Below are 24,735 nucleotides of genomic sequence, written 5' to 3'. Positions count from 1 at the left end.
TCATTCTAAAAAACTTTAAGATAGGATTTTTCGTCACTAATTAGGAGAGGTAAAGGGATGGAGAAATTAAACTCAAAAATAACCAAAAAAGCATGGGTCATGATTTTATTATTATTTTTTATGATCGGTATTAGTAATGTAGAAAAAGCGATGATTGGCTTTGCTTCCGTACCGATTATGGATGAATTAGGGCTATCACCAACTCAATGGGGATTGATTGGCAGTGCCTTCTATTGGTTGTTTGCTGTTTCCGCTATTCTTGGTGGAACGATAGCAGACAAGTTCGGAACCAAGCATGTGATTACGATTATGGTTATCTTATGGGCAGTCGTTCAATTTTCAACTTTGTTTATTTACAGTCTGCCTATTCTATTACTCACACGAGTGATTCTTGGTTTAGCAGAAGGTCCATCATATGCATTAGCCATGACAGCTGCGTCTAAATGGCTTCCTAGAGAAAAAACAGGTACAGGCCTTTCTCTTGTTTCCATTGGTGCACCTGTATTATTATCTATTTCAGCACCCATTTGTGTTTTCCTCATTTCTGATTTTGGTTGGCGTTCCTCCTTTTTGGCAGCAGGGGTTGTTACATTAATTTGGTTAGTGTTTTGGGTATTCTTTGGCAAAGAAAAACCAGATAGGGTTGAAGCAAAACAGGATCATCAAGTGATTTCGACTACGACGAAAGAAAGTTTTCTTCCTGTCTTTTTGTCTAAAAACTTCTTAATTGTCATTTTTAGCGGGTTTACTGCCTATTGGTCCATGTCTGTTTTCATGTCCTGGACGCCTAATTATTTTGTAACCGTTTTAGAATTAGGTAATGCGGGCATGTCATTAGCCGTAACAGCGCCAGCTTTATTAACCATTGCATCACAATTGTTTTTTTCCATGTTTTCCGATCGATTATATCGTAAAACGGGAAGTATGATTCAATCGAGAGTCTTTGTAATGGGACCAGTTGTATTAACAGGGGGAATTTTTTATCTATTAGGCAGTTTGACTTCTTCATCTACTTTAGCTGTTACATTTCTATCATTAGGTTTAACGATGGGAGCCGTCATCTTGGTATTAGGTCCAACTATTCTTGTGGAAATTATTCAGCCCCAACATTTAGGAAAAGCGCAAGGGATTTTTGTAGCCGTTGGTTCAATCGGTGGGATGGTTGGTCCTTATGTAACAGGTATTCTTATCGAACGTGCTTCAACGATGGCAACAGGCTTTCACTACGCATTCTATTTAATGGCACTGATTTTAGGAATCTGTGGTGTTCTAATATGGACGGGCATTCGTTCTAAAAAAGAGAAGGTTGAATTGGAAGCGATAACAAACCTGAATGGATAAAATCATAAAGCATGAGCTATCTACACAGAGGCTTTCTTTCTTGCGAATAAGAATATAAAGGATCTTCTAATCGAAGATCCTTTATAACGTTAATGTATCGTTTGCTTTCTATATTTATTGCATTATTTAGTCAGTGACATTTGAATAGTACCGGTAGAAACACCTATTTTCCTTATAGCTTCTTGCGCAGGTAAATCGCCGGGTGGATTGTCATTATAGTAACTATCCAATCGATCAATAAAATAATACTCTTCCACAATGACGGAATACCCTGCGGCCTTTAACTTCTCCAGTTCTGTTGTAACGAACCAGTACTTCTGGTTCTTATCCAATTCATTCCAGTGTTCCGCATAGGATTTCTCGTTTACTTCTGGCGATTTGTTACATCCCACTGAAGTGAAAATAAAAAACACAGTTAATAAAGATAAAAACAGTTTTCTAGTCATGAGTCTCCTTTTGTAAAACATTCTTTCATTTCTGCTCCTTACATACTTGACCGTTTGGAGTTCTAGTTATCTACTTTCACGCGCGTATATCATATTAGTAAAATATCACCGATAAATAAGAAAAACATCAGGCAATAGGCTCAAGTTCATATCATTGATGTTTAATCTCTATTCTACTATAGTAAGGAAGGGAAAGGAAGGAAATATTTGGTTTATAAGGGCTGTCATACTAGGTAGCGCTTATAATCAACATCGTCCTAGTAGTTGGATAAACGGTAAATGAGATATCTAATTAGATGATACATAATGGAGGGAATAGAATTGCCACACTTAGTGATTCGCGGAGTATCGATTGAAGAGATGAAAAGAATCAGCAAGCCATTAGTCGGAGAGCTTGCTGAAATTTGTGAATGCGGAACAGATAATTTCACGTTTGAGGTGCCACATTCTACTTTTGTATTTGACGGTGAAGAAATTCCATCTTTCCCGCTCATTGAGGTAAAATGGTTTGAACGCGGGCAAGAGACTCGTGATCGATTTGCCCAGTCTGTTACCAAACATATGATGTCAACAGGTGCCGATGAGGTAGAGGTCGTGTTTATTCCATTCTCCGAGCCTGCTTATTATATTAATGGCGAAAGAGTCGGTGAATAACAAAAATACCTATACTATTCAACATCGACCCACTGTATTTGTGTTCGACAACTAAAGAATAGGGACTAGTGAATGCTGCTAGTCCCTAAAGAAAATGATTAGTAAATAGGAACCCTTTATCCCGCCATTATAGTAAAATAAACATTTGAATGATTGCAAATGCAGCAGTACCAATAACAGGTGCAATTTTTAACAACAGTATCCCATGACTTGAAGATATCAATGGGTCAAGCGGGTCTTTTGCCGGTGAAGCAAGAAAATTAATGAATCGTTCCCATCTTTTTGGCTTCATCGGGAAATCGGGTATGTCTACATGATATTCATCCAGCTTTGTACGTAGATGCTGATCCTTATCAAAGGGATCCTGCCTCATATTCCTCTCCCTCCAATTCTTCCTTCAATTTCTTAAGAGCTTTGTGCAATCTTGACTTAACCGTCCCTTTCGGAATTCCAAGGATATGGGCTATTTCCTCTTGAGGCATATCGTGATAGTAGAACAGTAATACAACGGCACGCTGTATTTCAGGAAGATTGGCAACGGCTTCCCGAACCGTGATTCGGTCGGTATGATGGAATTCCTCATTTTTAGTCGGGGCAAGGAAGGGCAAAAGGCTCCTCCATTTTTTGCGCCGATTCAGCTTGGTAATCATTAAACGATAGGCAATTTGAAAGAGATAGGACTTTAACCTGCCATTCCTTGGATTATAGTCATTCTTATACCGCTGTAGCTTCACGAATGTATCTTGAACAATATCGATACTGAACTGTTCATCCCTCGTATAACGGTAAATAAATGAATAAAGCGGCTGTTTTAACAGAGTGTAGATCCCTTCTAAAGCGCTATTATCACCATTTTGATAAGCAATCATCAACTCATCTTCGCGTTCATTCAATTTCATCGCCCCAGCGTTCCTTTATGGCCTTCAATGTCATAGATACCCTGAAAATTAAGTAAAGCATTGATACAAGTGTCCATACTTGTGCTTGATTGGTAAAAAATTGTACAAACACATTCTCAACCGTCTCTCCACTAGAAACTAAAAAATTCAGAGCTTGAACACAGATAATCGAATAGATGGCTAAGCCAAGCGTCAGAGTATCAAAGACGTTCCATCGTAAATAGATTTTCGTTTTCTTATAATTGATTTTACCATTTTCACGGACAACATGTTTGCGATCCATTGGAATCGCTATCGCTAAAATAAAAACCATTAAAACACCTGCAACAATCAATGAAACAATCCAACCAGTATCCACTTTTAACATCTCCCATCTTTCTTCTTTGCTAACTATACAAATGGGGAAGCCAAAAGGTTCATTAAAAAATAAAAAAGTTTGAAATAAAAAGATATGGATCGTCATTTTAAAGGTAAGAATATGGAGGTTGCAAAATGAGATTCCAAACTTTATAGGTGCAGCGGCAGTGGAACTGCACCTATAAAGTTTGGAATAAAAACATGTTTCTCTCAATTGCCGGAGGAACGATTGTCTATATGGTTTTGTTCAAATGATATTTTAATTAAATGAAGGATGCTATAGTTGCAGCTTTTTCTTATTGAGCTAGGGAAGGGGTCTGCTTTACATCGGTCATTAAAGGACGATGATTATTTTATTATTTTAAAAAATCTTTAGTTCATTGTATTCTAGTAATGAATAGATAAAAGAATGTTTTATTTCATCTAGGAAGCGGGACAGATATTCCTGTTTATATTAGCAGATGTTACTTTATTAATTATCACTTTCTTCATTAATATAGATATGAAAAATGAGATGCTAGTTCATTTTTGAACGGTATCTTTTTTTATCATTTTTCAACGTATAAGTTCTTGTTTTCCGTGATAACAACGGATTGAATTCGTTAGTGGACATATGAACTAGCCTGCGAGATTTTTTTAAATATAATATTTTTTTTGGGTAAGCATATTATTTTTTATAGGTAAATTTTCTGTAAAAACATTGAAAACTTTATTTTAATATAATATAGTATAAATGTAAGCGATATCAATTATATATTAATGGTGAAAACGTTATTAATTTTATAAAAAGATAACTTTAAAGATAAAAAGAGTTTTATGAAAAGGTTAGGGGGAATAGAGAATGGCACGAGTATTACGTCTTGGACGCGCTGAATTAAGAGTATTAGATTTAGATAAATCTGTAGACTACTATACCAATGTTATTGGTTTACAAGAAACTGGACGCATTGGAGAAAGCGTTTTCCTAAAAGCATGGGATGAATATGATCACCATAGTTTAATTTTGACAAAATCAAACAGTGCAGGATTGGCTCATTTAGCTTTCAAAGTTCAATCGATCGATGATTTAGCTTATTACGAAAAGAAAATTGAAGAATTTGGCTGTACAACAACACGTGTTACGAATCAAACAAGATTGGCTGAAGGGGAAGCTGTTCGTTTTATCCTGCCAACTGGTCATGTTTGTGAACTATACCATGAAATTGAGCTGTTAGGGACGGCAGTAGGAACGAAAAATCCTCATCCATGGCCATTAGGTACAAAAGGAATTGCACCGCACCGTCTTGATCACTTGTTGCTAACTGGCGATGATTTGAAAACGGTCACAAGATTCTTTGTTGACGTGCTTGGTTTTGGACAAAGTGAAAAAGTGGTAACGGAAGGCGAAGAGGAACTAGTTGGAAGTTTCTTATTCACAACAAATACGGCACACGATATTGCTTTTGTAAAAGGACCTGATGCTAAACTTCACCATGCAGCATTTGGGGTTGATTCTCTACATGATGTATTCAAAGCGGCTGATTTATTATCTATGTATGAAGTGCCGTTTGATGTGACACCAACTCGTCATGGTATTTCAAGAGGACAAACGATTTATTTCTTTGATCCATCTGGTAACCGTAACGAAGCATTTGCAGGCGGTTATATGGCGTTTGCTGATATGCCAACGATTACATGGGATGCATCAAAAATTGGAACAGGTATTTTCTATCACCGCAGAGAACTTTCTGAATCCTTCCAAAAAGCATTAACTTAATTTAAATTATCTGCAGAAAAAAAGGAGGGGGAAACCTGTATGCACAAAGTTACACTTAAAGCAAGAGGGCAGGAATTTGAATTTTCCTGTGCACCGAATGTCACGCCGTTAAGGGCAGCCCGTGATTTATTTATTCCGATTCCTACAGGATGTCAACGCGGCGGCTGCGGGATGTGTAAGGTGAAGGTCCTAAACGGAGAGTACGATCAAGATTTAGTACGTTCTCATGAAGCATTATCAGATGAGGAACTAGAAAATGGTTATGCATTAGCATGCTGTATGACTGCTAAAAGCGACCTTGAAATCATTGCTGTTGAAGATTATGAGAAACTACAAAAATAAAGCGCAGTTAGATGATGCGAAATAATATCTAAAAAACCAATCGAACACATTCCGATTGGTTTTTTATTATCTTCTATTATTTATTGAAAAAAACTATTTAGTTAAAATAACCTCAATAGCATTTAATTCTTCTTTTGTTAGCACAATGTCACTTGCATCTAGATTCGCATCAATCTGTTCAGCGCGTTTTCCTCCGGGTATGACCGCGTCTACACCTTCTTGTGCTAAAAGCCAGGCTAGAGCCAGGTTGGGGAGTGAAATCTCTTTTTGCTCAGCAATATCTTTTAATTTTTCGACTTTATCAAGCGTATGTAGAAAATGTTCTTCTTGGAAGAGAGGAACTGAGTTTCTCCAATCACCTGAAGATAGTCGGAAATCTTTTGTATAGTGACCGCCTAGCAGACCAAAGGCTAATGGACCATATGGAATAAAGGAAATATTGTTTTCAACACAATAGGGAAGAAGATCTTTTTCCACCGAACGATCGAACATGTGATAAGCTGACTGCAGTGCAACGATTTCTCCTGTTTGATTGGCTTCTTTAAGCTGTTCTAAAGAAACATTTGAAATGCCGATAGCCCGAATCTTTCCTTCTGTTTTTAGTTTAGAGAGTTCAGCGACCGCTTCAGATAGATGGGTCTCATGATCTGGAACGTGGATGTAATATAAATCAATATAATCTGTATTCAGGCGGGATAAGCTATTTTCTACTGCTTTCCTTAAATATTCCGGTTTGTTATTTTTTCGTACACTGCCGTCTTCTAGCCATTCATTCCCGCCTTTCGTTGCAAGAACCAGGCTTTTACGATCTACTGTTTTTAGGACTTCACCAATCAGCTCTTCTGAACGGCCTTTACCATAAATATCAGCCGTATCAATAAATGTGATTCCTTGATTGATGGCATGTCTAACCATTTCTTTCCCTTGACTTTCATCTAAATCTGCAAATAAATTATGTCCTCCTACTGCATTTGTACCTAGTCCAATTTGAGAGATGATGATGTCTGTTTTTTTTAAAGTAGAAAACTTCATTATCTTTATCCTCCATTTTATCCATTTTTACTTTGCTGTTCATTTCTATCGTTTGCTTGAAAATCAACACTGATTATAGGGCTATCAACTGGTAATGTCAAAATATAGATACTGATAAACTAGTTTTCTCTCCTATAGGTATTGCGTAATGCAGATCATAATTTCAGACTGTCTATAATTGAAAATCTTTCATGGAAGAAAGAATAGTGGCATGGTGAATCGATTAGTAACAGCAAAGGAGAAGGGGGGAGACTCTTTTCCTTTGTTGTATTACTGTCACTCCTGTATTTTATGCTGCATGAAATAAGCTGTTATAAAATTAGAATATTATATCCCTTCTATATTAGCTGTTTCTGCAAATAGTTTTAATTTGCAGCATCCATTCCCTTTAAATAATCTTAATATAATAAAAAATTCGACAAAACTTTCTGCGTTATTGGAGTATATTACCAATATGCTGTTTTTTATTGTTATTTCAGATAGAAACTGTCGGAATATGAAGGAGAAAAAATCTTGAGTAATGCAAACGTTTCCAATTATAATGAAAGCAGGGAAATGGCGTGTGTGGCCATCATGGTATCATAGCGAAGGCGGGGCTATTACCATAATAAATAAGAAAAAAACATTATCGGGCGACGAAATAAATAAGTGTATGTCGGGGAAAGGAGGAGACGATGAAAAAAAGCAAAGCGGTCATTAAACATTTTATTAAGGATGATCAATTTGATTTGAATCAATACCTTAAGTTTTTAATTGAGCAAATGAACCCTCGCAGTCAGAAGCAATATAAAGAGTATAATACAAAAAAGATCAACTGAAGGGAATTAATATATGACAAAAAGAACATAGTAGAGGACCTTTTAATTCTTTCGGGAGTTTAATAAGGTCTCTTTTTATTTTAGATGGATGATTTTTTGGATAGGAAGTAGATTTTAATTCCCTCACCTAACATATCACTTATATAATACAACGTCTATTAACTAAATTCCTTCTTTAAGCGCAAAATATAAAGGACTAAAAAATACATCTCAATAGAGGTCAATTCTATATTTTCATCAGGAAATGTGTTTCGGAATATCGTCTGTCAGTGTTTTTGATGCTTGCGGGATGCCGTATTGACTTGTGGCTCCATCCTTTGATTCCGCTTGAATGAGTTGATGATTATAGATACGCTCTAGTAACCTAGTCAGATGACGGATGAAGGATTTGCACACCAATTTGCTTGATGTTAATTTAATCTTGATGTATTCCTCTATTGCTGATACCAGCTGTAATAAATCTTCTTTTATTTCCTTGTTATACATCCCTGTATTTGAAAATGTAGAAATGATAGATATAAATGGCACAGTGGAATGGTTCATTATTATTCCCCTCCATATGAAAACTATTAAAATATGTATTAGCTTCATATGAATCCTATTCATTAAATATTTTTTGAAGGAGAGGGATGATGAACGCCTATAAGGGGAATCTCTTGTCTTGTTATAGGTCTGATAAAAAAAGAGTTCCCCATATTGGCAGGGAACTCCTTTTCGATTATCGCTCGTATTATTTTTTTCAAAAACAAAATGGTTGCCTGTAATTGTTCTGTGCCATTATTCTGACAGCATTAAGTGAATATGATTTATTTCCCTTGAGAAGGGCAAATGCTTTTCATCACCTGATCTACTAATGTATTAATAAACGATGAATCAACGATTTTCTTTTGAATAAGCAGCCGATAATAGAGCGGTCCATAAAACATATCTGCTATGATGTCTAAATTAGTGGTGAATTGGATTTCTCCTTCCATTATGGCACGTTCAATGATTCGTTTGGCATCTGCCCGACGCGAATTAAGAAAATCATTGTGAAAGGCTGCGGCGATTTCCGATTCCTCTCCGCTCCCGGCTACAAGTCCGATAACGGTTCTGCCAAGGGCACTGTTTAGTGTGACGGCAAGGCTTTGAAGCTGCTGGCGGAAATTTTCACGAAGAGAACCTTCTTCAAGAAAAAATAAGGTGGATTCAGTTGACACGAGAAAGGCATCAAAAACGACAAAGGCTTTATTAGACCACCAACGATAAATAGTCGATTTTCCAACACCGGCACGGGCAGCAATCGCTTCGATAGTCAATTCTGCATAACTTGATTCCTCTAGTAATTCGACGGTTGCATCAAGTATCGCGATTCTAGACGCTTCACTTCGCGGTCTCCCGGGTGAGTGCTGTTTAGATCGTTTTTTTTCTGTCATTCATATACCTCACTTATTTGGATATAACTCAGGTTGTTCACCATGATATATAATGAACGCCGATGCGAAAGCATGACTGTTCTAGGGTTTTGAATCATCTATTGTCTTGTATACCTCAATAATAGAACAGCTTTAATAATAATGAAAGGGAGACGGATAAAAGAGAAAAAGAATTTGTTTTTCAGAAGGAAAGAACACTGTTCAGCAATGTTCGAAATCATCCCTATTCTAAAGAATCTGGAAAGGGACCTCCCGTGGAAATGCGTTAACCTTTTTCACTATTAACGCAATGAAAATATTATTATTGCAAAATTTCCTGATTGAATTATAATATTAAATATAAAACAGAACGTATCGTTTCGAAAATGTTTTTTTGCACTGTACAGCAGTTTTAGGGGTAATATAAAACCAGACAGCCTTATATCACAATAAACTTGCATGTCCGAATATTTTAAATTAATAAACGAAACTTGAAATATATAAGAAAGATAGGGTAGAGGAGAAGGCAGCTATGAAGGAAAATCATTTTCTGACGAATTTGAAAGATTTACGTCATACCATCAATATTAATACGGTAAGTTCAGCGGTAGTTGCATCCATCTTTGGAAGTACAGGCCCTGCTTTAATCGTTATTGGAGCAGCGACGAGCGGCGGCTTGACCTATGAACAGACCATCAGTTGGTTATTCGCGGTTTACTTTTTCAGCGGGCTCTTAGGTATGTACCTGGCATTAAAGTACCGTCAGCCGATAACGGGTGCCTATACCATTGCTGGAACGGTACTAGTAGCAGGCTCGTTAACCCATTTTTCATTGAATGAGGCGATTGGAGCCTATATCGTAGCGAATATTCTTGTCATCATACTCGGTCTATCTGGATTAATTGACAAGTTGATGAAATGGATGCCGCTTCCTATTGTTATGGGTATGATTGTGGGTGTAATGATTCGATTTGCTATTGATATGATTACATCCATAACGATTTCTCCCTTACTTGCGGGTTCAGCGATTCTGGCCTTTTTACTTTCATCACGGTTTTTCAAAAAGGTACCGCCTGTATTATCTGCTTTAGTTGTGGCGATTGCCTTGGCTTTCTTGATGGATGCGTTTAAATTTCAAGATATGGGAGGTTCTTTCATTCTGCCTCAGGTTATTTGGCCAGTATTTAGTATAGAAGCCATTATATCAATTAGTATTCCGTTAGCATTACTTATCATCTGTTCTGAAAATGCACAAGCATCAGGTGTGTTGATGGCTCAAGGATATAATCCGCCAAATAATGCGATGGCCATCTCCGGTTCAGCAATCGGTGTGATCGCTGCTTTCTTTGGTGCCCATGCCATTAATATCGCTGGACCAGCAACGGCGATTAATGCTTCAAAAGAGGCAGGGCCGAAGGAAACTCGGTATGCGGCAGGGTTCTTAAATGGAGTGATTTATTCAGGATACGGATTATTGGCCTCCATTGTTGTTCCATTTGTTATTGCTATGCCGGGTGTAATCGTAACAGTCATTGCCGGATTGGCCATGTTAGGTGTTTTAATCAATTCACTGAAAACGGCTTTTTCCGATACGAAATTTCAAATGGGTGCCTTTTTTGCGCTAATCATTGGGATGTCAGGTGTGAATTTCTTCAATATTAGTGCTCCATTATGGGCCATTATTGGAAGTTTGATGGTTACATTTTTACTAGAGAGAGAACATTTGAGTTTGAAATTAAAGGGAAATGGTTAAACAGGAGATTTAAAAGAGAACAAGGTTCGTTGCCATAAACTGAAAATGAAGTTTTAAGAAGATTGATATAGTGACTATCTCTTTTTAAAAATTGTTAAAGTATAGGGATATAGTAAAATAAACTTGAACATAGTAATTAGTTAGAAATAATACAGTCGCTAGAACATGAAGTACATGCCTATTCAATATAACACCATCCCTCTTGAATGTAAGAGGGATGGTGTTATATTTTTATATATTTCCTATTCATTAATGTGTGTGAAAATCTTGTTTATTAGTTGCATATAAAAGGTTCATGGTTAAGCTTTTATCTACTGAATAGGCAAATGACTATTGTATTCTTTCTAGTCTTTTAAAATTTTATCTAAATGCTTGCCAAGTCATTAATGCACAATTATGTCTTGCTTTTCATTTATGGACTCCTTTTAACGATAATGTACGTGTGGTGTGAATGATATCCTTGGGATGCTTACTGAATTGAAACAAGATAGTAATAGAGGAGCCGGGCGAGCCATATGTTTATCTGATATTGATGAAGGTATCATAAGTAAGAGTTTTAGAGACATGGTATAGATTATGTAACTTATACTATTTCCCTGGGTCTTTTAGACTGAATTATAATATAAAACAACCTGATATAACTAAAAATATAAGGAACAAGGATTTTGGAAATGAGCCATTCATTAAAATTAGCTATACCCAATAAGGTATAGCTAATTTTTCAGGAGGGACCTATTATCATTTTGGCCACCGGATACTTACCATTACTTCCAGGAATGAAAATGGATTTCTCGCTCCATAATGTTAGATACGGCGAATAGTGCGTATATAAGGTGTTCTTTAATGGCGGCTTGACCCTGTATAAAAAATTGTTGGAATAAATTTGATGTGCAACCATTGTACAGACGATGTACAGGCTTAGGTTTCCATTCGAAACAATTGAGGCGATGACATCTTGTTAGTTAGTTTTGACAAACGAACTAAAACTTAAATCAGATATTATTTTCCCCAAAAAATAGATTTTATTTTAATAGTAAGTTATGCAGTTTTTAAGGATTTTCAAAGAATTTTGCTATATAATCTTTCTTTTTTTAGATGTGAAGTAGCTCACATAAATAATTCATTTGAGTCCTTATGATAGGAATTAATATAAAAAGGAGGAAACACCAAATGAATAAACTAAAATTAACTATAGTTACATTAATTACCATATTAGGAGTATTTCTTGCAGGTTGTAGTACTGGTTCAAATCAGGACTCTAAATCAACGAAAAATAATATAGAGGATAATCCTCCTTCAACGGAAGCAACGGAGGATAAATCATCGGAGAATCCAATTATTCAGTATTATTTCACTGCTAATGAGGGAGGAAGCATCTCGAAAATCGATACAACATCTAATGAAGTAGCGGGTCAGATTAATGTCGAAGGAGCGGTTCATAATGTTCAGGTATCCCCAAATGGAGAAATCCTTGGTGCGACCGTTGTTCCAAAAATGGATCATGGTGGTGGTTCAATGGAAATGAACGGATTAGCATTGTTCTATGATACTCATTCAAATGAACTGTTAAAAACGGTTGAGGTTGGGAATCATCCGGCACATATAGTGTTTACAGAGGATGGTAAATATGTCTTGGTCACAAATAATGAAGAGAATAATGTTTCTGTTATTGATACAGAAAGCTTTACAATAACTCAAACCATTAATACTGGAAATGGACCACATGGTTTTAGAATTTCTGCAGATAGTCAAAGGGCTTATATTGCCAATATGGGTGAAGATACTGTGAGTGTACTGGATTTAAAAACAATGAAGGAAGAAAAGAAAATAAAGGTTGGGTCTACACCGGTTACTACAGCAATAACATCAGATGGCAATACACTTGTTGTAACTCTTAATGAAGAAAATATGCTTGCAATCATTGATCTAGAAACAGATCAAGTAGAAAAGGTGTCAGTCGGTAATGGACCTGCTCAAGTTTATATGGATGCTAATAATCAATTGGCATTTGTAGCGAATCAAGGTACAGAAGAGTCCCCATCAAATTCAGTTTCAGTTGTTGAATTAGCTTCAAAAAAGGTAATCTCAACGGTTGAAACAGGGGAAGGTTCACATGGAGTTGTGACAAGTTCTGAAAACAAGTGGTTATATGTAACGAATATGTTTGAGAATACAGTATCTGTTATTGATATAGAACAAAAGAAAGTAATTGATACAATCGAAGTCGGTGAAATACCAAACGGAATTACCATTATGAAAAAGAATTAATTAGAACTCTATAAAATCTTCATCTTTTCTTCGTATGATAAAGAAAATGGAATTCTTGGAATGGTTACAATATTTGCTGTTATTGGTTTGTCCTTTGATGATGATTTTCTGTATGAAAGGCCATAGGCATGTTCATAAGGAGCAAAAACTTTTTATAGGGATGGATTCAAAACTTTCCAATTTGGAGCTAGAAATTAACAAACGAAGAAATGAATTAGATATTCTACCAGCTTTGGTAAAAAAAATTCTAAAATCAAAAGCCGTTTCCTTTAATAAGGTAACGGTTTTTGATTTTAGAAAGTTTGATGAAAGTTTAGATACTAATTAAAGCGTATTTAGTAAAGGTAAGGACGAGGGAAATGGTGCTTACAATCAAGACATAACCACTACATCCATGTGGCTAGAGTTCGGTGGTGTAGAAAATAACATGGAAGAACTTAATTGCTCGATTGAAGACTTTGCTGAAGTATTTAGTGAACATTTTTGGAAAGCAGAAGAAGTTAGTAGGAATTCTGCATAGAATATCTCATAATAAGCTTTAAGGAACGTAAATAACTAAAAATAAAATGGTTGTGAGGTGTTATTTGTGTGTGTGTCTAATCATTTTATTGAGCAACAAGCTTATCTAGTAAGTGAAGAAATACGAAAAAGTTCATTGTATAATGTGGTAAGAGTAGATGTTTCAGGAGACGGTGGTCTTAAATCGCAACAGCAACATAATCAGTGGAATGGAAAGGATCTAATTACTAAAGTCATACTAGAAGATAAGGAAGGCAGGCTTTATTCTGTAAAACCCGATCATAATGGAGTCATGTTTGCAAAGGGGGAAATTACTTATAAAGAATATAGTAAATTACAAAAAAAAGAGGAATTAAGGGGTTACGGTTATTTTTTTGCGAGCACCGGTTTTCTCATTATCATGATGTTCGCATTACTCAAATTTTTAACCTAAACATGACGATATTGGTATAAAGTAATTTTGTATAAAAAGGAAAGGGCTATTTCACTTTAGAATTTAGTTAGCTGTGATCATTAAAGTCTTGCCGCCGTTTATGTTCTTGTTGTTGGTCATCTGTTGATTCAAACTTGTGATTGAATCTAGTCTTGCTGTCATGAAAAGGATAATAGATATGATAGAAAGTAACAATCTTTGGTTAGTATAGTTAAAATCTATAATCTTATAAAACTCAATGGGTTGCATTAATTAAAGATTCAGCTGCCAATTCAGGTGGCTTTTCTTTTTGTACGGTCAGGATTATCGAAGAATAAGAGTAGCTTTATAAATGATGCGATGTAAATAATGAAGAAATCTAATAATCATAAAAAATTTAAAACTCTAGTACGGGATGATCGGACAGGGTAACTAGAAAGTATCATTAGTAAAATATCATTGGTGGTGTTATATGGAAACAACGTTGATGCAATTGTTGGAGAACAGTGGATTATTCGCAGTATGTTTAAGTATTATCATTAATGTCATTATTAGTATTCTAGGTGTCATACCAAGTTTTTTTATTACCGCAGCTAATATCAATTTCTTTGGCTTCGGAAATGGATTTCTTATATCTATTATAGGTGAAGCTTTTGGAGCTATTATAAGCTTTTTCCTTTATAGAATGGGTATACGTAAAGTAAAAACAAAGACTACAATCAACAATAAATACTTAAAAAATTTAGAAGGGACGGAAGGACTGGAGGCATTTATGCTTATTATAGCCCTTAGAATATTTCCATTTATCCCATCAGGTTTAGTTACACTAATAAGTGCTGGCAGCAAAGTGGGAATCTTAAACTTTTCTATCGCCAGTACCTTAGGCAAAATTCCTGCACTGTTGATAGAAGCTTACTCTGTTCAACAAATTCTAAAATGGAGTTGGCAAGGTAAAGTTATTTTAGGTATTACCTCCATAATCCTTTTAGCCATTTTTTATAGAAAAAGAACAAACTAGTCATTACAAGGTTTCATTATTTTTTACTTTAATGATTACCGTGTTAGGTAATGTTATCGGCTTCCAACCATTTGTCGTAGCTGGTATCGGGATTGGCGGTTTAACGGTTATTCCATTATGGTTTATTTTCCAAGGAATCAGCCTTTATAAATTACTAAAAGATAATGACGGGAAATTTAATTAAAGCTGGTGTTGATTGGTCTCGAAGGTACAACGGGAACATTAACTGCTTTTGAATGAAAGATAAGTCATGCTAGTTCCTTTTTTAAGCGTAGAATATAAAGTACTAATAAATAAATCTCATATGAGGTCAGTTCTAAATTTTTATCGGGGAATATGTTATGAAAGATGGTTTGTAAGTTTTTATGATGCTTATGAAAAGCAATGCGGGCTCCTGCATCTATACAATGTTGCTCGCCTTGGATAAGTTCATTAACGTAAATACGTTCTAGTAATCTAGTCAGATGACTGATAAATGATTTGCAAACCAATTTTCTTGATGTTAATTTGACATTTATATAATCCTCTAAAGCCGGGATCAGTTGAATTAAATCCTTTTGTATTTCTCTGTTATAAATTTTATTGTTTGAAAATGTGGAAATGATTGATAAAAATGGGATAGCTGTTTCGCTCATTGTCATCCCCCTTTATATAGAAAACTATTAAAATTTATATTGGTTTCTTACAATCATATGCATTAAATATTCCTGGAAGTTACAATTGGAAGGCGAAGATATAAGAGGACTGTTGGACCTTAATAAAGGATGAGAGCAAAGAACCCATTGAGTCCTGTTGACTTAAGATAAAATTAAGATTAGTGTTGTATGTTTATATTATAAAGAAAATTCTGAATTATTCAAAAGAAGGTGCGTGCAATGCTGGATTGGCTTCAGCCGCATATAAGTCTGACTACATTAATTTGGCTTTTTCCCATCACATTTCTGCTGCATGATTTTGAAGAAATCATATTTGTGGAGTCTTGGTTCAAAAAGAATTATGTGAGGTTAAGACCTAAGGTGCCTAATCACATGGTCAAAGTGTTTGATGATTTATCGAAAACCAATGCCGCAAGATTTTCGATTCCAGTCTTTATGCAATTCATTGTCTATATCATTGCTTCCTATCTAGCGGCAGAACAAGGTTTTTACGGATTATTTCTCGGAGTCAATGCAGTCTTTTTTCTTCACATTTTTTCACATATCGGTCAAAGTTTATATTTTGGCGTCTATGCGCTTGGAGTGGGCAGTGCCATCATAGTTACGCTGCCGTATTCCCTTTACTTATTTTACAGGTTAATGGATGAACAGATAATTAGTTTTACGGATTTGGCTATTAATCTGCCATATGGGCTGATTAGTGTTGCACTTGTATGGTTTGGGCATCAGCTATCAGTAAAAATTTTACCAGATTCATAAAAAAGAAGGGGGAATATGATCTGAATGTCGATAAAACAACGATTGATTTAATGAAGCGGACGAAAAAAGGGATTACAATGATTTATGTGGGTGTGGTCTATTGGCTTCTCTTAGGTGCAATCAGCTTTTTCAATCTAGAGATCGAATGGCTTGGATTGTTTTATCTTATTGGTGCTGGAATGATTCTCCCTGTTGGTCTTCTTGTATCTAAAATACTGAAAATCGATTTCCTTTTTTCATGGATTATTCTTCCTTAGAAATTTTCGTTAATGACGGTGAAGAAGTTTTTGCTGCCCGTTATTTTCCAAATCCAAAGAATGATACGATTATCATTCGTGGAGAAGCGGAATGTAACTTAACCAAGTGGAATCTTGGTTAAGTGGGAATGATGGGATTATTTTAAAGTGAGGTGACAAATGTTGAATGGTGTCATATGTATAGGAGAAGCACTGATTGATTTTATTCCTCTTGATTCTGAAAATGTAACCTATCAAAAAGCTCCAGGAGGTGCTCCAGCCAATGTTTCTGTCGGCATTGCGAAACTTGGAGGGAAAGCTGCTTTCCTTGGCAAAGTTGGAAATGATGTGCTGGGACACTTTCTATTACAGACGTTATCCAATTACGGAGTGAATACGGAATCCATGACATTTACGGATGAAGCTAGGACAGGCGTCACGTTTGTCACATTAGAGCCTTCGGGGGAACGTGACTTTAGCTTTTACATTAATCCGAGTGCAGACAGGTTCTTAAGAAAAGAAGAATTAGATCCATTACTATTTAAATCTTATAAAATTTTTCATTTTGGATCCATTTCACTCATCAGTGAGCCTTCTAAATCAGCTACCCTTCAGGCTATAAAGATGGCAAAGGAAATGGGTATGCTAGTATCGTACGATCCGAATCTTCGTTTAGGCTTGTGGGACACTAAGAATCAAGCAAAGGAGACCATTCTTTCTACCTTAAATCAAGCGGATATTTTGAAAATCTCCGAGGAAGAACTTATTTTCTTAACCGGCTGCGACCATTTGGAAGAGGGGATTGCAAAATTACCGAATTTGCCGCTTATCTTAGTGACTTTAGGTGGAAATGGATGTATGTACCGTTTTAAAGGTCAGATAGGAAGCGTTCTTGCAATAGAATGCAAGGTAGTTGATACAACTGGGGCAGGTGATGCTTTTGTTTCTGGAATCCTTTATTCCATTAATGAATCAGTAAAACCCTTAACAGAGCTCACAGAACAGGAACTGGTCGAAGTAATTCGATTTGCCAGTGTATCTGGAGGTTTAGCTACGACCAAAAAAGGCGCTATGACCGGTCTCCCTGCATTGCAAGAAATAAAAGACAGAATACAGGCGACGCTTGGGGACCAGTGAAAAAGCAACTAGTATAGATATGAACTAGACTGATTCCTTGATTTTTCTATAATGACCATTTAAACGGGCAGTCTATTTTCGAGGATAGTATCTTTGCTATCCTCTTTAAAATGGAAGGACTTAAAGGAAGCGCTCGGTGTAAATGATAGAAAGGCTATAACTGGCTGAAGGGATGTAATATAAATGAATCAACCTAATACAATCATTTTACTAAAAGGCATTCAAATATATTCTGAGGATAGAAAAATAGAGAACGGATATATAAAGCTGAAGGATCAAAAAATAATCGAGCTTGGACCAATGGAGACATTAAGAGAAGAGGAGCATTGTGAGATCCTTACTCTTCCTTCCGCATATAAAGCAGTTCCTGGTTTTATTGATGTCCATATTCATGGTGTTAACGGTGCTGATGTGATGGATGCCACGGAGGAATCATTAGACATAATGACAAAAATGCTTCCAAGTGAAGGAACTACGAGTTTCTTAGCAACAACAATGACACAAAGTAGTTCGGAAATTGAAAAGGCTCTTTCAAATGCAAGCCAGTATATTAGCAAACAGCAAGATACTGGCAGAGCGGAAATTATCGGCATTCATCTGGAAGGCCCTTTTGTCAATCCGAAGATGGCAGGAGCACAACCAAGGGAACATATGGTTCATCCTAACCTTGACCTATTTAAAAAATGGCAGTCACTAGCAAAGAATCGCATTAAACTCGTCACCTTGGCTCCAGAGCAAACAGGAGGACTTGAGTTGGTGCGCTATTTAAAAGAAACAGGAGTTGTTGCTTCAATCGGCCACTCGGATGCAGTCTATGAAGAGGTAGTAGATGCTATCAAGGCAGGAGCTAATCATGTGACACATTTATACAATCAGATGAGGGGATTGCATCATCGTGAACCAGGTGTCGTCGGAGCAGCCTTCCTGCATCAGGAATTAAAGGCGGAAATCATTGTTGATGGAGTTCATGTACGGTCTGAAATGGTGCAACTTGCCTATAAGCAAAAAGGAAGTCAAGGTCTTATATTAATCACAGATTCTATGCGGGCTAAATGTTTAAAAAACGGCCATTACGATTTAGGCGGGCAGGACGTTACGGTACAAGATGGGAAAGCGGTTCTAAGTGACGGGACATTGGCAGGAAGTATCCTAAAACTAGGAACGGCTGCGAAAAGTATATTAAACTATACAGGTTGTTCACTTGAAGAAGTGATTGAAATGGCATCTGCGAATCCGGCAAAACAATTAAATATTTTCAATCGGAAAGGAAGCATTAAGAAAGGGAAAGATGGGGATATCGTCATTCTTAATGAGAACCTGGACGTTGTCATGACCTTTTGCCGCGGGAAGGTTGCTTATAAGAAGGAGGAAAATGGATATGAATTTGATTGAAGTAAAAGACTATGAGGAAATGAGTGCAAAGGCTGCAGAATATCTTGTTAATAAAGTTCGCAATTCTCCGAAAATCACACTCGGAATGGCTACAGGGGGTACACCGGAAGGTACTTACCGCCAATTAATTGAGGATCATAGGGAAAATCATACATCTTATCAGCATGTAACAACCTTTAATCTAGATGAGTATGTCGGCCTTTCGGGAGATCATCCAAACAGTTACCGCTATTTTATGAATAAGAAACTATTTGACCATATTGATATTCAAAAATCAAACACGTATGTGCCACGCGGTGACGCCCGTGATATTCAGAAGGAATGCCTTGACTATGAAAAGCTGCTTGAAGAAAAAGGTGGAATTGACCTGCAGCTGCTTGGTATTGGAAGCAACGGACATATTGGGTTTAATGAACCTGGCGCGTCATTTGACTCAAAGACACATCTAGTTACATTGACTCCATCTACAAGGGAAGCCAATGCTAGGTATTTTTCAAGTCTGGAAGAAGTACCAACACAAGCGATTTCTATGGGGATTAGCACAATTATGAAGGCTAAGGAGATTTTGCTTCTTGTTTCAGGTGAAAAAAAGAGCAAGGCTTTAGCTCAGCTGCTTAACGGTGAAATAACAGAAAATAATCCTGCGTCTGTATTGAAGAATCATCCCAATGTGACAATTATTGCTGATTATAAAGCACTTGCAGCTAAATAGGCTGATGATAAACGAGACCCTATTCTTCGTAACTAGAACGAAAAATCAATTTAACACTAATCACTACTTGACAGAATCTTTGAAAAAGAGTAATATTACTGCTGTAATAAATCTATAAATATTTCCTATAAATATACGATTATTTTAGCATATAGTTAATAAATCATAGTTGACTAGATGAAAAAATAAATTCATATGAATAGGAATCCAATAAAGCAAGCAGGGGGATATTCACTCCTTCTAATAACTGCATACTAAAGGTAGACTGATAAAAGCCTAAAAAAGGGCTAGTTGATAGTAAACCGACAATTTTCTATGTGTTTAATGGTCATAAACTGACTATTAAATCATTGAAGTTGTCGGTTTTTTTGTTTTTAACTTCATGCAGCAGAGTTTCTCCACTTCCTTAAGTGAGAGATGAATTCAAAAAGCACTCTGATTCAGTGGAGTTCAAACCCGGCTGAATGAAGTTAAGCCTCCGGCGGATGCCACGAATTTTTTAAAGGAAATTTATCGAGCGAGCTCAGGTAATCCGGGCGCAAATTCGACGGGGCGAATTTGATAAAGAACAGGAAAGGAAGTTGCACAATGATTAATTGGGAAAACCATAAGAGCATACATAAAATAGTCAAGCTTACTTCTATACTACCATTCTATCGATTGGAGGGAGTAAGATGTTAGTTTCATTGCCATTTGTCTTTCTTATCTTTCTTATCGTTTCATTAGTTAGCTCAACCATTCTGTTAATTCCTAAAGTCTCTCTAAGCTACGTTCGTATTCATATTGGAGTGGTATCGCTGTCTCCGTTACTTGCTCTTTTTGCTCTAATTTTTCAGAATGAAAGTTTCATATGGGGACCTTTTCGTTTTGATTCCTTATCATGGCTGCTGGCTGTATTTATTCTGACCATGGGTCTCATTGTCCAACGATTCTCAGTCCATTTCTTGCTTGGTGACCGTTCCTATCGAAACTATTTTTTTCTTCTCACACTCACGACGGTTGCTGGCGCACTGGCATGGCTCAGTGATGATCTTCGACTTCTATTAATCTGTTGGGGAATGACACTTTTTGGGCTGACTTTGATTATTAGACTAAAAAAAGAATGGCAGTCAGCTAAACGGGCTGCAACCACGATGGGTCGTTTGTTTGCGTTGGGCTGGCTGATTTTACTAGCAGCGATTCTATGGATATCTCAAGCAACAGGATATTGGCAGCTGTCACAGGTGGTGTCAGAAGAGAGTCTAGCGGGGTTAACGTCGTGGGAAAAAAATGGTATTCATCTGCTGCTGATCTTATCTGTGGTCATTCCGGCAGGACAATGGCCTTTCCATCGCTGGTTACTAGACTCGGCTGTGGCTCCCACACCTGTTTCAGCCGTTATGCATGCTGGTATTGTTAATGCTGGAGGTATCATCTTAACTCTTTTTGCACCGTTACTTACCACAAGTTTGGCGCAGATCCTCCTACTGATTCTATCAGGCATTTCGGTGATCATAGGAACGGGCATTATGCTCGTCCAAGTGGACTATAAACGACAGCTGATTGGTTCAACGATTGCACAGATGGGGTTCATGCTGATTCAGTGTGCGCTCGGTGCCTATATAGCGGCCATCATTCATGCTGTATTACATGGTCTATTTAAATCGACACTTTTCTTGCAAGCAGGTTCTGCTATTCACCATGAAAAGCCACTAAAGATGTTAACCAAGCCAGCTTCATTATTTGGAACAGTTTTTGGAATTGCTTTCGGAATCCTAACGGGAATCGGTTATTGGGCAGTCTCTCCTGAAGAGGGTTATCGATTAATTAGTGCAATCATCTTAGGCAGTTCAGTATCGTTAGCTTGGAAGCAATTGGTCGTTTTTGGATACGGAAAAATCGGACGAATATCAGGATTTATGTTATTTGCAGCTGGAGCATTCATCTATGCTCTGATTCATTCCGGCTTTCATCGTTTGTTGCATGAAACGATTAGAACAGGAATACAACCTCCATTTCCTGCCATTCTATTCATTTTGATTCTATTGTTCATTGGCAGTGCAATCGGTTTATCGTTTGCTCGCAATCAATCTTCAAGAGGTTTTATGATTCTTTATCTATGGCTCGTTCGGTTAGGGGAACCAAACTATGATGTGGTTGAAAGCCATCCAAAATATCTAATGAAATACATGTCACAAGGAGGGAATAAATAGTGAATTCAGTCTTAACAGTAGCAAAGACATTGCAGGTTGAAAAAAACTTAAGTGACCTTGATATAAATGTAAAAGAATTGGTGGAGACAGCAAGCTCCGTCATTGTGCCGTTAGGGCCCCTCACTGCGTTTGCAGCGAGGCATCCTTGGGCACGTATGGAACATCATTCGTTTGAACAGGTTGCCCGGTTTTTAAAAGAAATGAATGATGTAGATATTTATCCTAATGATTCTTTGATACAATCGGCTTGGTCTCGCGGAGAGATTAAGGAGGAATTTCTAGAATCAGGCTTACAAAAGTGGCTTGATGAACAGAATTTTGAATTACCCCGCGATGCGGCAGAAGCCTATTGCCGGGCTGCTCTCAGATGGGATCAAGGATCTTCTGGATGTTTATCACCATCCGAGTTAACCCATTTGGCAAAAAAGCTAAGTCGTTTTCAAACGAAAAAGACGAAAAAATATGCAGTCCAAACATACAGTCAGCTGATTGAAAATCAAAAGGGGACGAAGCTTGTTGAAAATCTCAATTTCCATATGATTAAATGGTGTAAATTATACTTGGACGAATCTCAGGCTGTTTGGTCTATGCCAAATCGCAAAAAGGGATTTTATCACGCATGGAAGGAGCTTGTCCTCCATGATCCTGCTTTGAAGCCCTCTGTACGCAAAAGATTAAGAAATGCACCTAATGAAGCTGATTATGCTTTGCAGGAAATCTTAATCCTATTAGGCATTCCTTATACAGACATGCAGGAATATCTGGAGGCTCACCTTCTGGCCCTGCCAGGCTGGGCAGGAATGATGCTTTGGCGTTCACAGCAATATGATACGGAAAAAACATTGTTAACCGAATATTTGGCCGTTCGGCTATTCATGGAGTGGGCTCTCATTACACCTTTTTTGCCTTTATCACAGCAAAGAATGGTGAAGCAAGTATCTATCGAACCTCTTATTGCTAATTGGGGTCACTGGGGGAATATGTCCATCCACTCTTGGTCACAAATTTCTGCAACAGAAATAAAAGCGCGTTTGACACTTGCCTATCGTTTTGATACGATTCTCCGCAATCGACTTTGGCTGGAAGCATGGGAAAAAACATACGAGGACCATTTGAAAAATAAAATTACATCCAAACTGCATAATAAAGCAGAACAGAAGAATCAGCCTGCATTGGCACAGTTTGTTTTTTGTATTGATGTGCGTTCAGAGCCTTTTCGCCGCAAACTTGAAGCATCAGGGCCTTTTGAGACTTTTGGCACAGCCGGTTTTTTTGGGTTGCCCATTGAAACGTGCAAGCTTGGCAGTGAACATCGTCACGCTGCTTTGCCAGTACTGTTTAAACCGCAAATAAAAGTGAAAGAATTTTCAAGGGAGCCCGCGTTGGAACAATATAAACAGCGATTGGGCGCGGTACATGCATCTAGCAGTACCTTTAAGGGTATGAAGCATCATGTGCTTGCCAGTCTGATGCTGCCGGAAGTCAGCGGTCCGTGGCTTACTTTTCAAACGCTGGCTCGAAGTTTTATCCCGCGAAGAGCAGGAGCAGCCTTCCGTAGAGTTCAGGAAAAATGGCTTCAAAAACCGGCTGCGGAACTTACACTTAACATCGATCATTCCGAAACAAAGTTATCCACCGGTTTTACTGAAAAAGAAAAAGTGACCTACGTCAGACAAGCGTTGAAAATGATGGGGTTAACCGAACACTTCTCTTCTTTAGTGGTTATTTGCGGTCATGGAAGCCGCAGTACGAATAATCCATATGCTTCATCCCTTGACTGTGGTGCATGCGGAGGGACATCAAGTGAATTTAATGCACGGGTATTAGCCTCTTTGTGTAATCTGAGGGAAGTAAGACAGGCGTTAGCGATGGAGGGAATCATGATTCCAGAAGATACGGTTTTTATAGCGGCTGAACATGTGACCTCGACGGATGAATTGCGTCCCATCTTTGTCCCGGAACTTACAGAAAAAGCGAAGGAAGCGTTTGATCGTATTCAAGCGGTATTGCCTAATGTAAGAGAAGAAGTCAGTACCGAACGGCTTATGCAGCTTCCTTCTATCGGATATAACGGTAAAAATCCGCAAGAAGAAGCTGAGCGATTTGCTGAAGATTGGAGTGAGGTACGGCCGGAATGGGGTCTTGCCCGTAATGCCGCATTTATTATTGGGAATCGTGAGCTCACGGAGGAATGTAATTTAGAGGGAAGAACTTTTCTCCATACCTATAACTGGAAGAAGGATAGGAATGGGACGATACTTGCCAATATTATTAAAGGACCTGCAACGGTCACCCAATGGATTAACCTGCAATATTATGCTTCCACCGTTGCACCGCATTATTATGGAAGCGGGAATAAAAGAACGCAAACAGTAACTTCCGGTATTGGTGTTATGCAGGGAAATTCCAGTGATTTATTACCAGGACTTCCATGGCAATCTGTCATGAGTGCTGATCATGAGCTTTACCATATCCCATTAAGATTATTAGTAGTAATCGAAGCACCTAAGGATGCGATTGAAAAACTATTAAAACAAGATCAGGACTTTCATCAAAAAGTTCAGAATGGCTGGGTCCAGCTTGCATCGATTGATGAGACAGGGAACTGGGTAAGCTGGTCCTAACCTCTTTTCCAGATGGAA

The 24,735-nt window shown here is 37.4% G+C and carries 26 protein-coding genes and 2 pseudogenes; 20 read left to right on the top strand and 8 right to left on the bottom strand.

The genetic code is table 11. From position 1 onward, the window contains the following. The first annotated feature begins 57 nt into the window (after positions 1-57). A complete protein-coding gene (locus F4V44_RS18120; protein ID WP_150441435.1) occupies positions 58-1,341 on the top strand; it encodes an MFS transporter in 1,284 nt (427 codons plus the stop codon). 122 nt (positions 1,342-1,463) lie between these two features. Here the strand turns inward: F4V44_RS18120 and F4V44_RS18115 are convergent, their stop codons facing one another. Further along, positions 1,464-1,787 (bottom strand): hypothetical protein, encoded by a 324-nt coding sequence (locus F4V44_RS18115; protein ID WP_150441434.1) that lies wholly within the window; start codon positions 1,785-1,787, stop codon positions 1,464-1,466. Positions 1,788-2,108: 321 nt separating this feature from the next. On the opposite strand from F4V44_RS18115, the gene F4V44_RS18110 reads away from it, so the two are divergent. Beyond that, the gene (locus F4V44_RS18110) at positions 2,109-2,441 is read left to right on the top strand and encodes a DUF1904 family protein (RefSeq protein WP_150441433.1); all 333 of its coding nucleotides are present in this window, start codon (positions 2,109-2,111) and stop codon (positions 2,439-2,441) included. A 127-nt stretch (positions 2,442-2,568) separates the two neighbouring features. Here the strand turns inward: F4V44_RS18110 and F4V44_RS18105 are convergent, their stop codons facing one another. The 3 genes from F4V44_RS18105 to F4V44_RS18095 are packed head-to-tail and all read right to left on the bottom strand — an operon-like array spanning position 2,569 to position 3,707. Continuing rightward, positions 2,569-2,814 carry a hypothetical protein gene (locus F4V44_RS18105; RefSeq protein ID WP_150441432.1) on the bottom strand — a complete coding sequence of 82 codons (246 nt, stop codon included), beginning with the start codon at positions 2,812-2,814 and terminating at the stop codon, positions 2,569-2,571. Further along, positions 2,795-3,310, bottom strand: a complete 516-nt coding sequence (locus tag F4V44_RS18100; RefSeq protein WP_150441509.1) for an RNA polymerase sigma factor — start codon at positions 3,308-3,310, stop codon at positions 2,795-2,797. Before F4V44_RS18100 ends, F4V44_RS18105 begins: the two co-directional genes overlap by 20 nt. Before the next feature lie 16 nt (positions 3,311-3,326). Next, a complete protein-coding gene (locus F4V44_RS18095) occupies positions 3,327-3,707 on the bottom strand; it encodes a group-specific protein (protein ID WP_223881951.1) in 381 nt (126 codons plus the stop codon). An 831-nt stretch (positions 3,708-4,538) separates the two neighbouring features. Between F4V44_RS18095 and F4V44_RS18090 the strand changes: the two genes are divergently transcribed. Continuing rightward, positions 4,539-5,453, top strand: a complete 915-nt coding sequence (locus F4V44_RS18090; protein ID WP_150441430.1) for a catechol 2,3-dioxygenase — start codon at positions 4,539-4,541, stop codon at positions 5,451-5,453. A gap of 39 nt (positions 5,454-5,492) precedes the next feature. Further along, positions 5,493-5,795, top strand: coding sequence for a 2Fe-2S iron-sulfur cluster-binding protein (locus tag F4V44_RS18085; RefSeq protein ID WP_150441429.1), 303 nt, complete (start codon positions 5,493-5,495; stop codon positions 5,793-5,795). A 93-nt stretch (positions 5,796-5,888) separates the two neighbouring features. On the opposite strand, the gene F4V44_RS18080 is transcribed toward F4V44_RS18085, so the two are convergent. After that, positions 5,889-6,827 carry an aldo/keto reductase gene (locus F4V44_RS18080; RefSeq protein ID WP_150441428.1) on the bottom strand — a complete coding sequence of 313 codons (939 nt, stop codon included), beginning with the start codon at positions 6,825-6,827 and terminating at the stop codon, positions 5,889-5,891. Between the two features lie 674 nt (positions 6,828-7,501). Here F4V44_RS18080 and F4V44_RS27505 point away from each other — a divergent pair. Beyond that, positions 7,502-7,645: a hypothetical protein gene (locus tag F4V44_RS27505; RefSeq protein WP_191090758.1), complete on the top strand. Its 144-nt coding sequence runs from the start codon at positions 7,502-7,504 to the stop codon at positions 7,643-7,645. 237 nt (positions 7,646-7,882) lie between these two features. On the opposite strand, the gene F4V44_RS18075 is transcribed toward F4V44_RS27505, so the two are convergent. Both F4V44_RS18075 and F4V44_RS18070 read right to left on the bottom strand, forming a co-directional pair. Further along, entirely contained in the window at positions 7,883-8,188 is a 306-nt protein-coding gene (locus F4V44_RS18075) for a hypothetical protein (RefSeq protein ID WP_150441427.1), read from the bottom strand. Positions 8,189-8,451: 263 nt separating this feature from the next. After that, on the bottom strand, positions 8,452-9,060 hold the full coding sequence (locus F4V44_RS18070) for a TetR/AcrR family transcriptional regulator (protein ID WP_150441426.1): 609 nt from the start codon (positions 9,058-9,060) through the stop codon (positions 8,452-8,454). Positions 9,061-9,571: 511 nt separating this feature from the next. Here F4V44_RS18070 and F4V44_RS18065 point away from each other — a divergent pair. The 7 genes and pseudogenes from F4V44_RS18065 to F4V44_RS27500 all read left to right on the top strand — a co-directional run bounded on the left by F4V44_RS18065 (position 9,572) and on the right by F4V44_RS27500 (position 15,193). Further along, positions 9,572-10,792, top strand: coding sequence for a benzoate/H(+) symporter BenE family transporter (locus tag F4V44_RS18065; protein ID WP_150441425.1), 1,221 nt, complete (start codon positions 9,572-9,574; stop codon positions 10,790-10,792). 1,170 nt (positions 10,793-11,962) lie between these two features. Next, positions 11,963-13,060 (top strand): YncE family protein, encoded by a 1,098-nt coding sequence (locus F4V44_RS18060; RefSeq protein WP_150441424.1) that lies wholly within the window; start codon positions 11,963-11,965, stop codon positions 13,058-13,060. 55 nt (positions 13,061-13,115) lie between these two features. Further along, positions 13,116-13,388, top strand: a complete 273-nt coding sequence (locus tag F4V44_RS18055) for a DUF2933 domain-containing protein (RefSeq protein ID WP_150441423.1) — start codon at positions 13,116-13,118, stop codon at positions 13,386-13,388. A gap of 30 nt (positions 13,389-13,418) precedes the next feature. Then, positions 13,419-13,580 (top strand): annotated as a pseudogene (locus F4V44_RS18050) (stage II sporulation protein P); the annotation flags it as partial. Between the two features lie 72 nt (positions 13,581-13,652). Next, positions 13,653-14,012, top strand: a complete 360-nt coding sequence (locus F4V44_RS18045; protein ID WP_150441421.1) for a hypothetical protein — start codon at positions 13,653-13,655, stop codon at positions 14,010-14,012. 451 nt (positions 14,013-14,463) lie between these two features. Beyond that, positions 14,464-15,009 carry a TVP38/TMEM64 family protein gene (locus tag F4V44_RS18040; RefSeq protein WP_150441420.1) on the top strand — a complete coding sequence of 182 codons (546 nt, stop codon included), beginning with the start codon at positions 14,464-14,466 and terminating at the stop codon, positions 15,007-15,009. Positions 15,010-15,049: 40 nt separating this feature from the next. Next, on the top strand, positions 15,050-15,193 hold the full coding sequence (locus F4V44_RS27500) for a hypothetical protein (protein WP_191090757.1): 144 nt from the start codon (positions 15,050-15,052) through the stop codon (positions 15,191-15,193). A 64-nt stretch (positions 15,194-15,257) separates the two neighbouring features. Here the strand turns inward: F4V44_RS27500 and F4V44_RS18035 are convergent, their stop codons facing one another. Then, on the bottom strand, positions 15,258-15,644 hold the full coding sequence (locus F4V44_RS18035; RefSeq protein WP_150441419.1) for a hypothetical protein: 387 nt from the start codon (positions 15,642-15,644) through the stop codon (positions 15,258-15,260). 240 nt (positions 15,645-15,884) lie between these two features. Between F4V44_RS18035 and F4V44_RS18030 the strand changes: the two genes are divergently transcribed. From F4V44_RS18030 to F4V44_RS18000, 8 genes and pseudogenes are all read left to right on the top strand, one after another. Then, the gene (locus F4V44_RS18030) at positions 15,885-16,424 is read left to right on the top strand and encodes an HXXEE domain-containing protein (RefSeq protein ID WP_150441418.1); all 540 of its coding nucleotides are present in this window, start codon (positions 15,885-15,887) and stop codon (positions 16,422-16,424) included. Further along, entirely contained in the window at positions 16,379-16,681 is a 303-nt protein-coding gene (locus F4V44_RS18025) for a DUF7010 family protein (RefSeq protein WP_150441417.1), read from the top strand. Before F4V44_RS18030 ends, F4V44_RS18025 begins: the two co-directional genes overlap by 46 nt. After that, positions 16,660-16,803: pseudogene (locus tag F4V44_RS27495) on the top strand (GH32 C-terminal domain-containing protein); the annotation flags it as partial. The gene F4V44_RS18025 and the pseudogene F4V44_RS27495, both read left to right, overlap by 22 nt. Before the next feature lie 37 nt (positions 16,804-16,840). Continuing rightward, entirely contained in the window at positions 16,841-17,797 is a 957-nt protein-coding gene (locus F4V44_RS18020) for an aminoimidazole riboside kinase (protein ID WP_150441416.1), read from the top strand. Between the two features lie 183 nt (positions 17,798-17,980). Further along, positions 17,981-19,189 (top strand): N-acetylglucosamine-6-phosphate deacetylase, encoded by a 1,209-nt coding sequence (nagA, locus tag F4V44_RS18015; RefSeq protein WP_150441415.1) that lies wholly within the window; start codon positions 17,981-17,983, stop codon positions 19,187-19,189. Beyond that, the gene (gene nagB / locus F4V44_RS18010; RefSeq protein WP_150441414.1) at positions 19,176-19,901 is read left to right on the top strand and encodes a glucosamine-6-phosphate deaminase; all 726 of its coding nucleotides are present in this window, start codon (positions 19,176-19,178) and stop codon (positions 19,899-19,901) included. Before nagA ends, nagB begins: the two co-directional genes overlap by 14 nt. A 674-nt stretch (positions 19,902-20,575) precedes the next feature. Beyond that, positions 20,576-22,093: an NADH dehydrogenase subunit 5 gene (locus F4V44_RS18005; RefSeq protein WP_150441413.1), complete on the top strand. Its 1,518-nt coding sequence runs from the start codon at positions 20,576-20,578 to the stop codon at positions 22,091-22,093. Continuing rightward, positions 22,093-24,717 (top strand): DUF2309 domain-containing protein, encoded by a 2,625-nt coding sequence (locus tag F4V44_RS18000; protein WP_150441412.1) that lies wholly within the window; start codon positions 22,093-22,095, stop codon positions 24,715-24,717. The genes F4V44_RS18005 and F4V44_RS18000 overlap by 1 nt, the downstream gene beginning before the upstream one ends. The last annotated feature ends 18 nt before the right edge of the window (positions 24,718-24,735 follow it).

The organism is Niallia endozanthoxylica (assembly GCF_008710145.1).
Taxonomy (GTDB): Bacteria; Bacillota; Bacilli; order Bacillales; family Cytobacillaceae; genus Bacillus_BD; species Bacillus_BD endozanthoxylica.
Note: the sequence above shows the minus strand (reverse complement) of the source record. Positions and strands in the feature narration are given on the sequence as shown.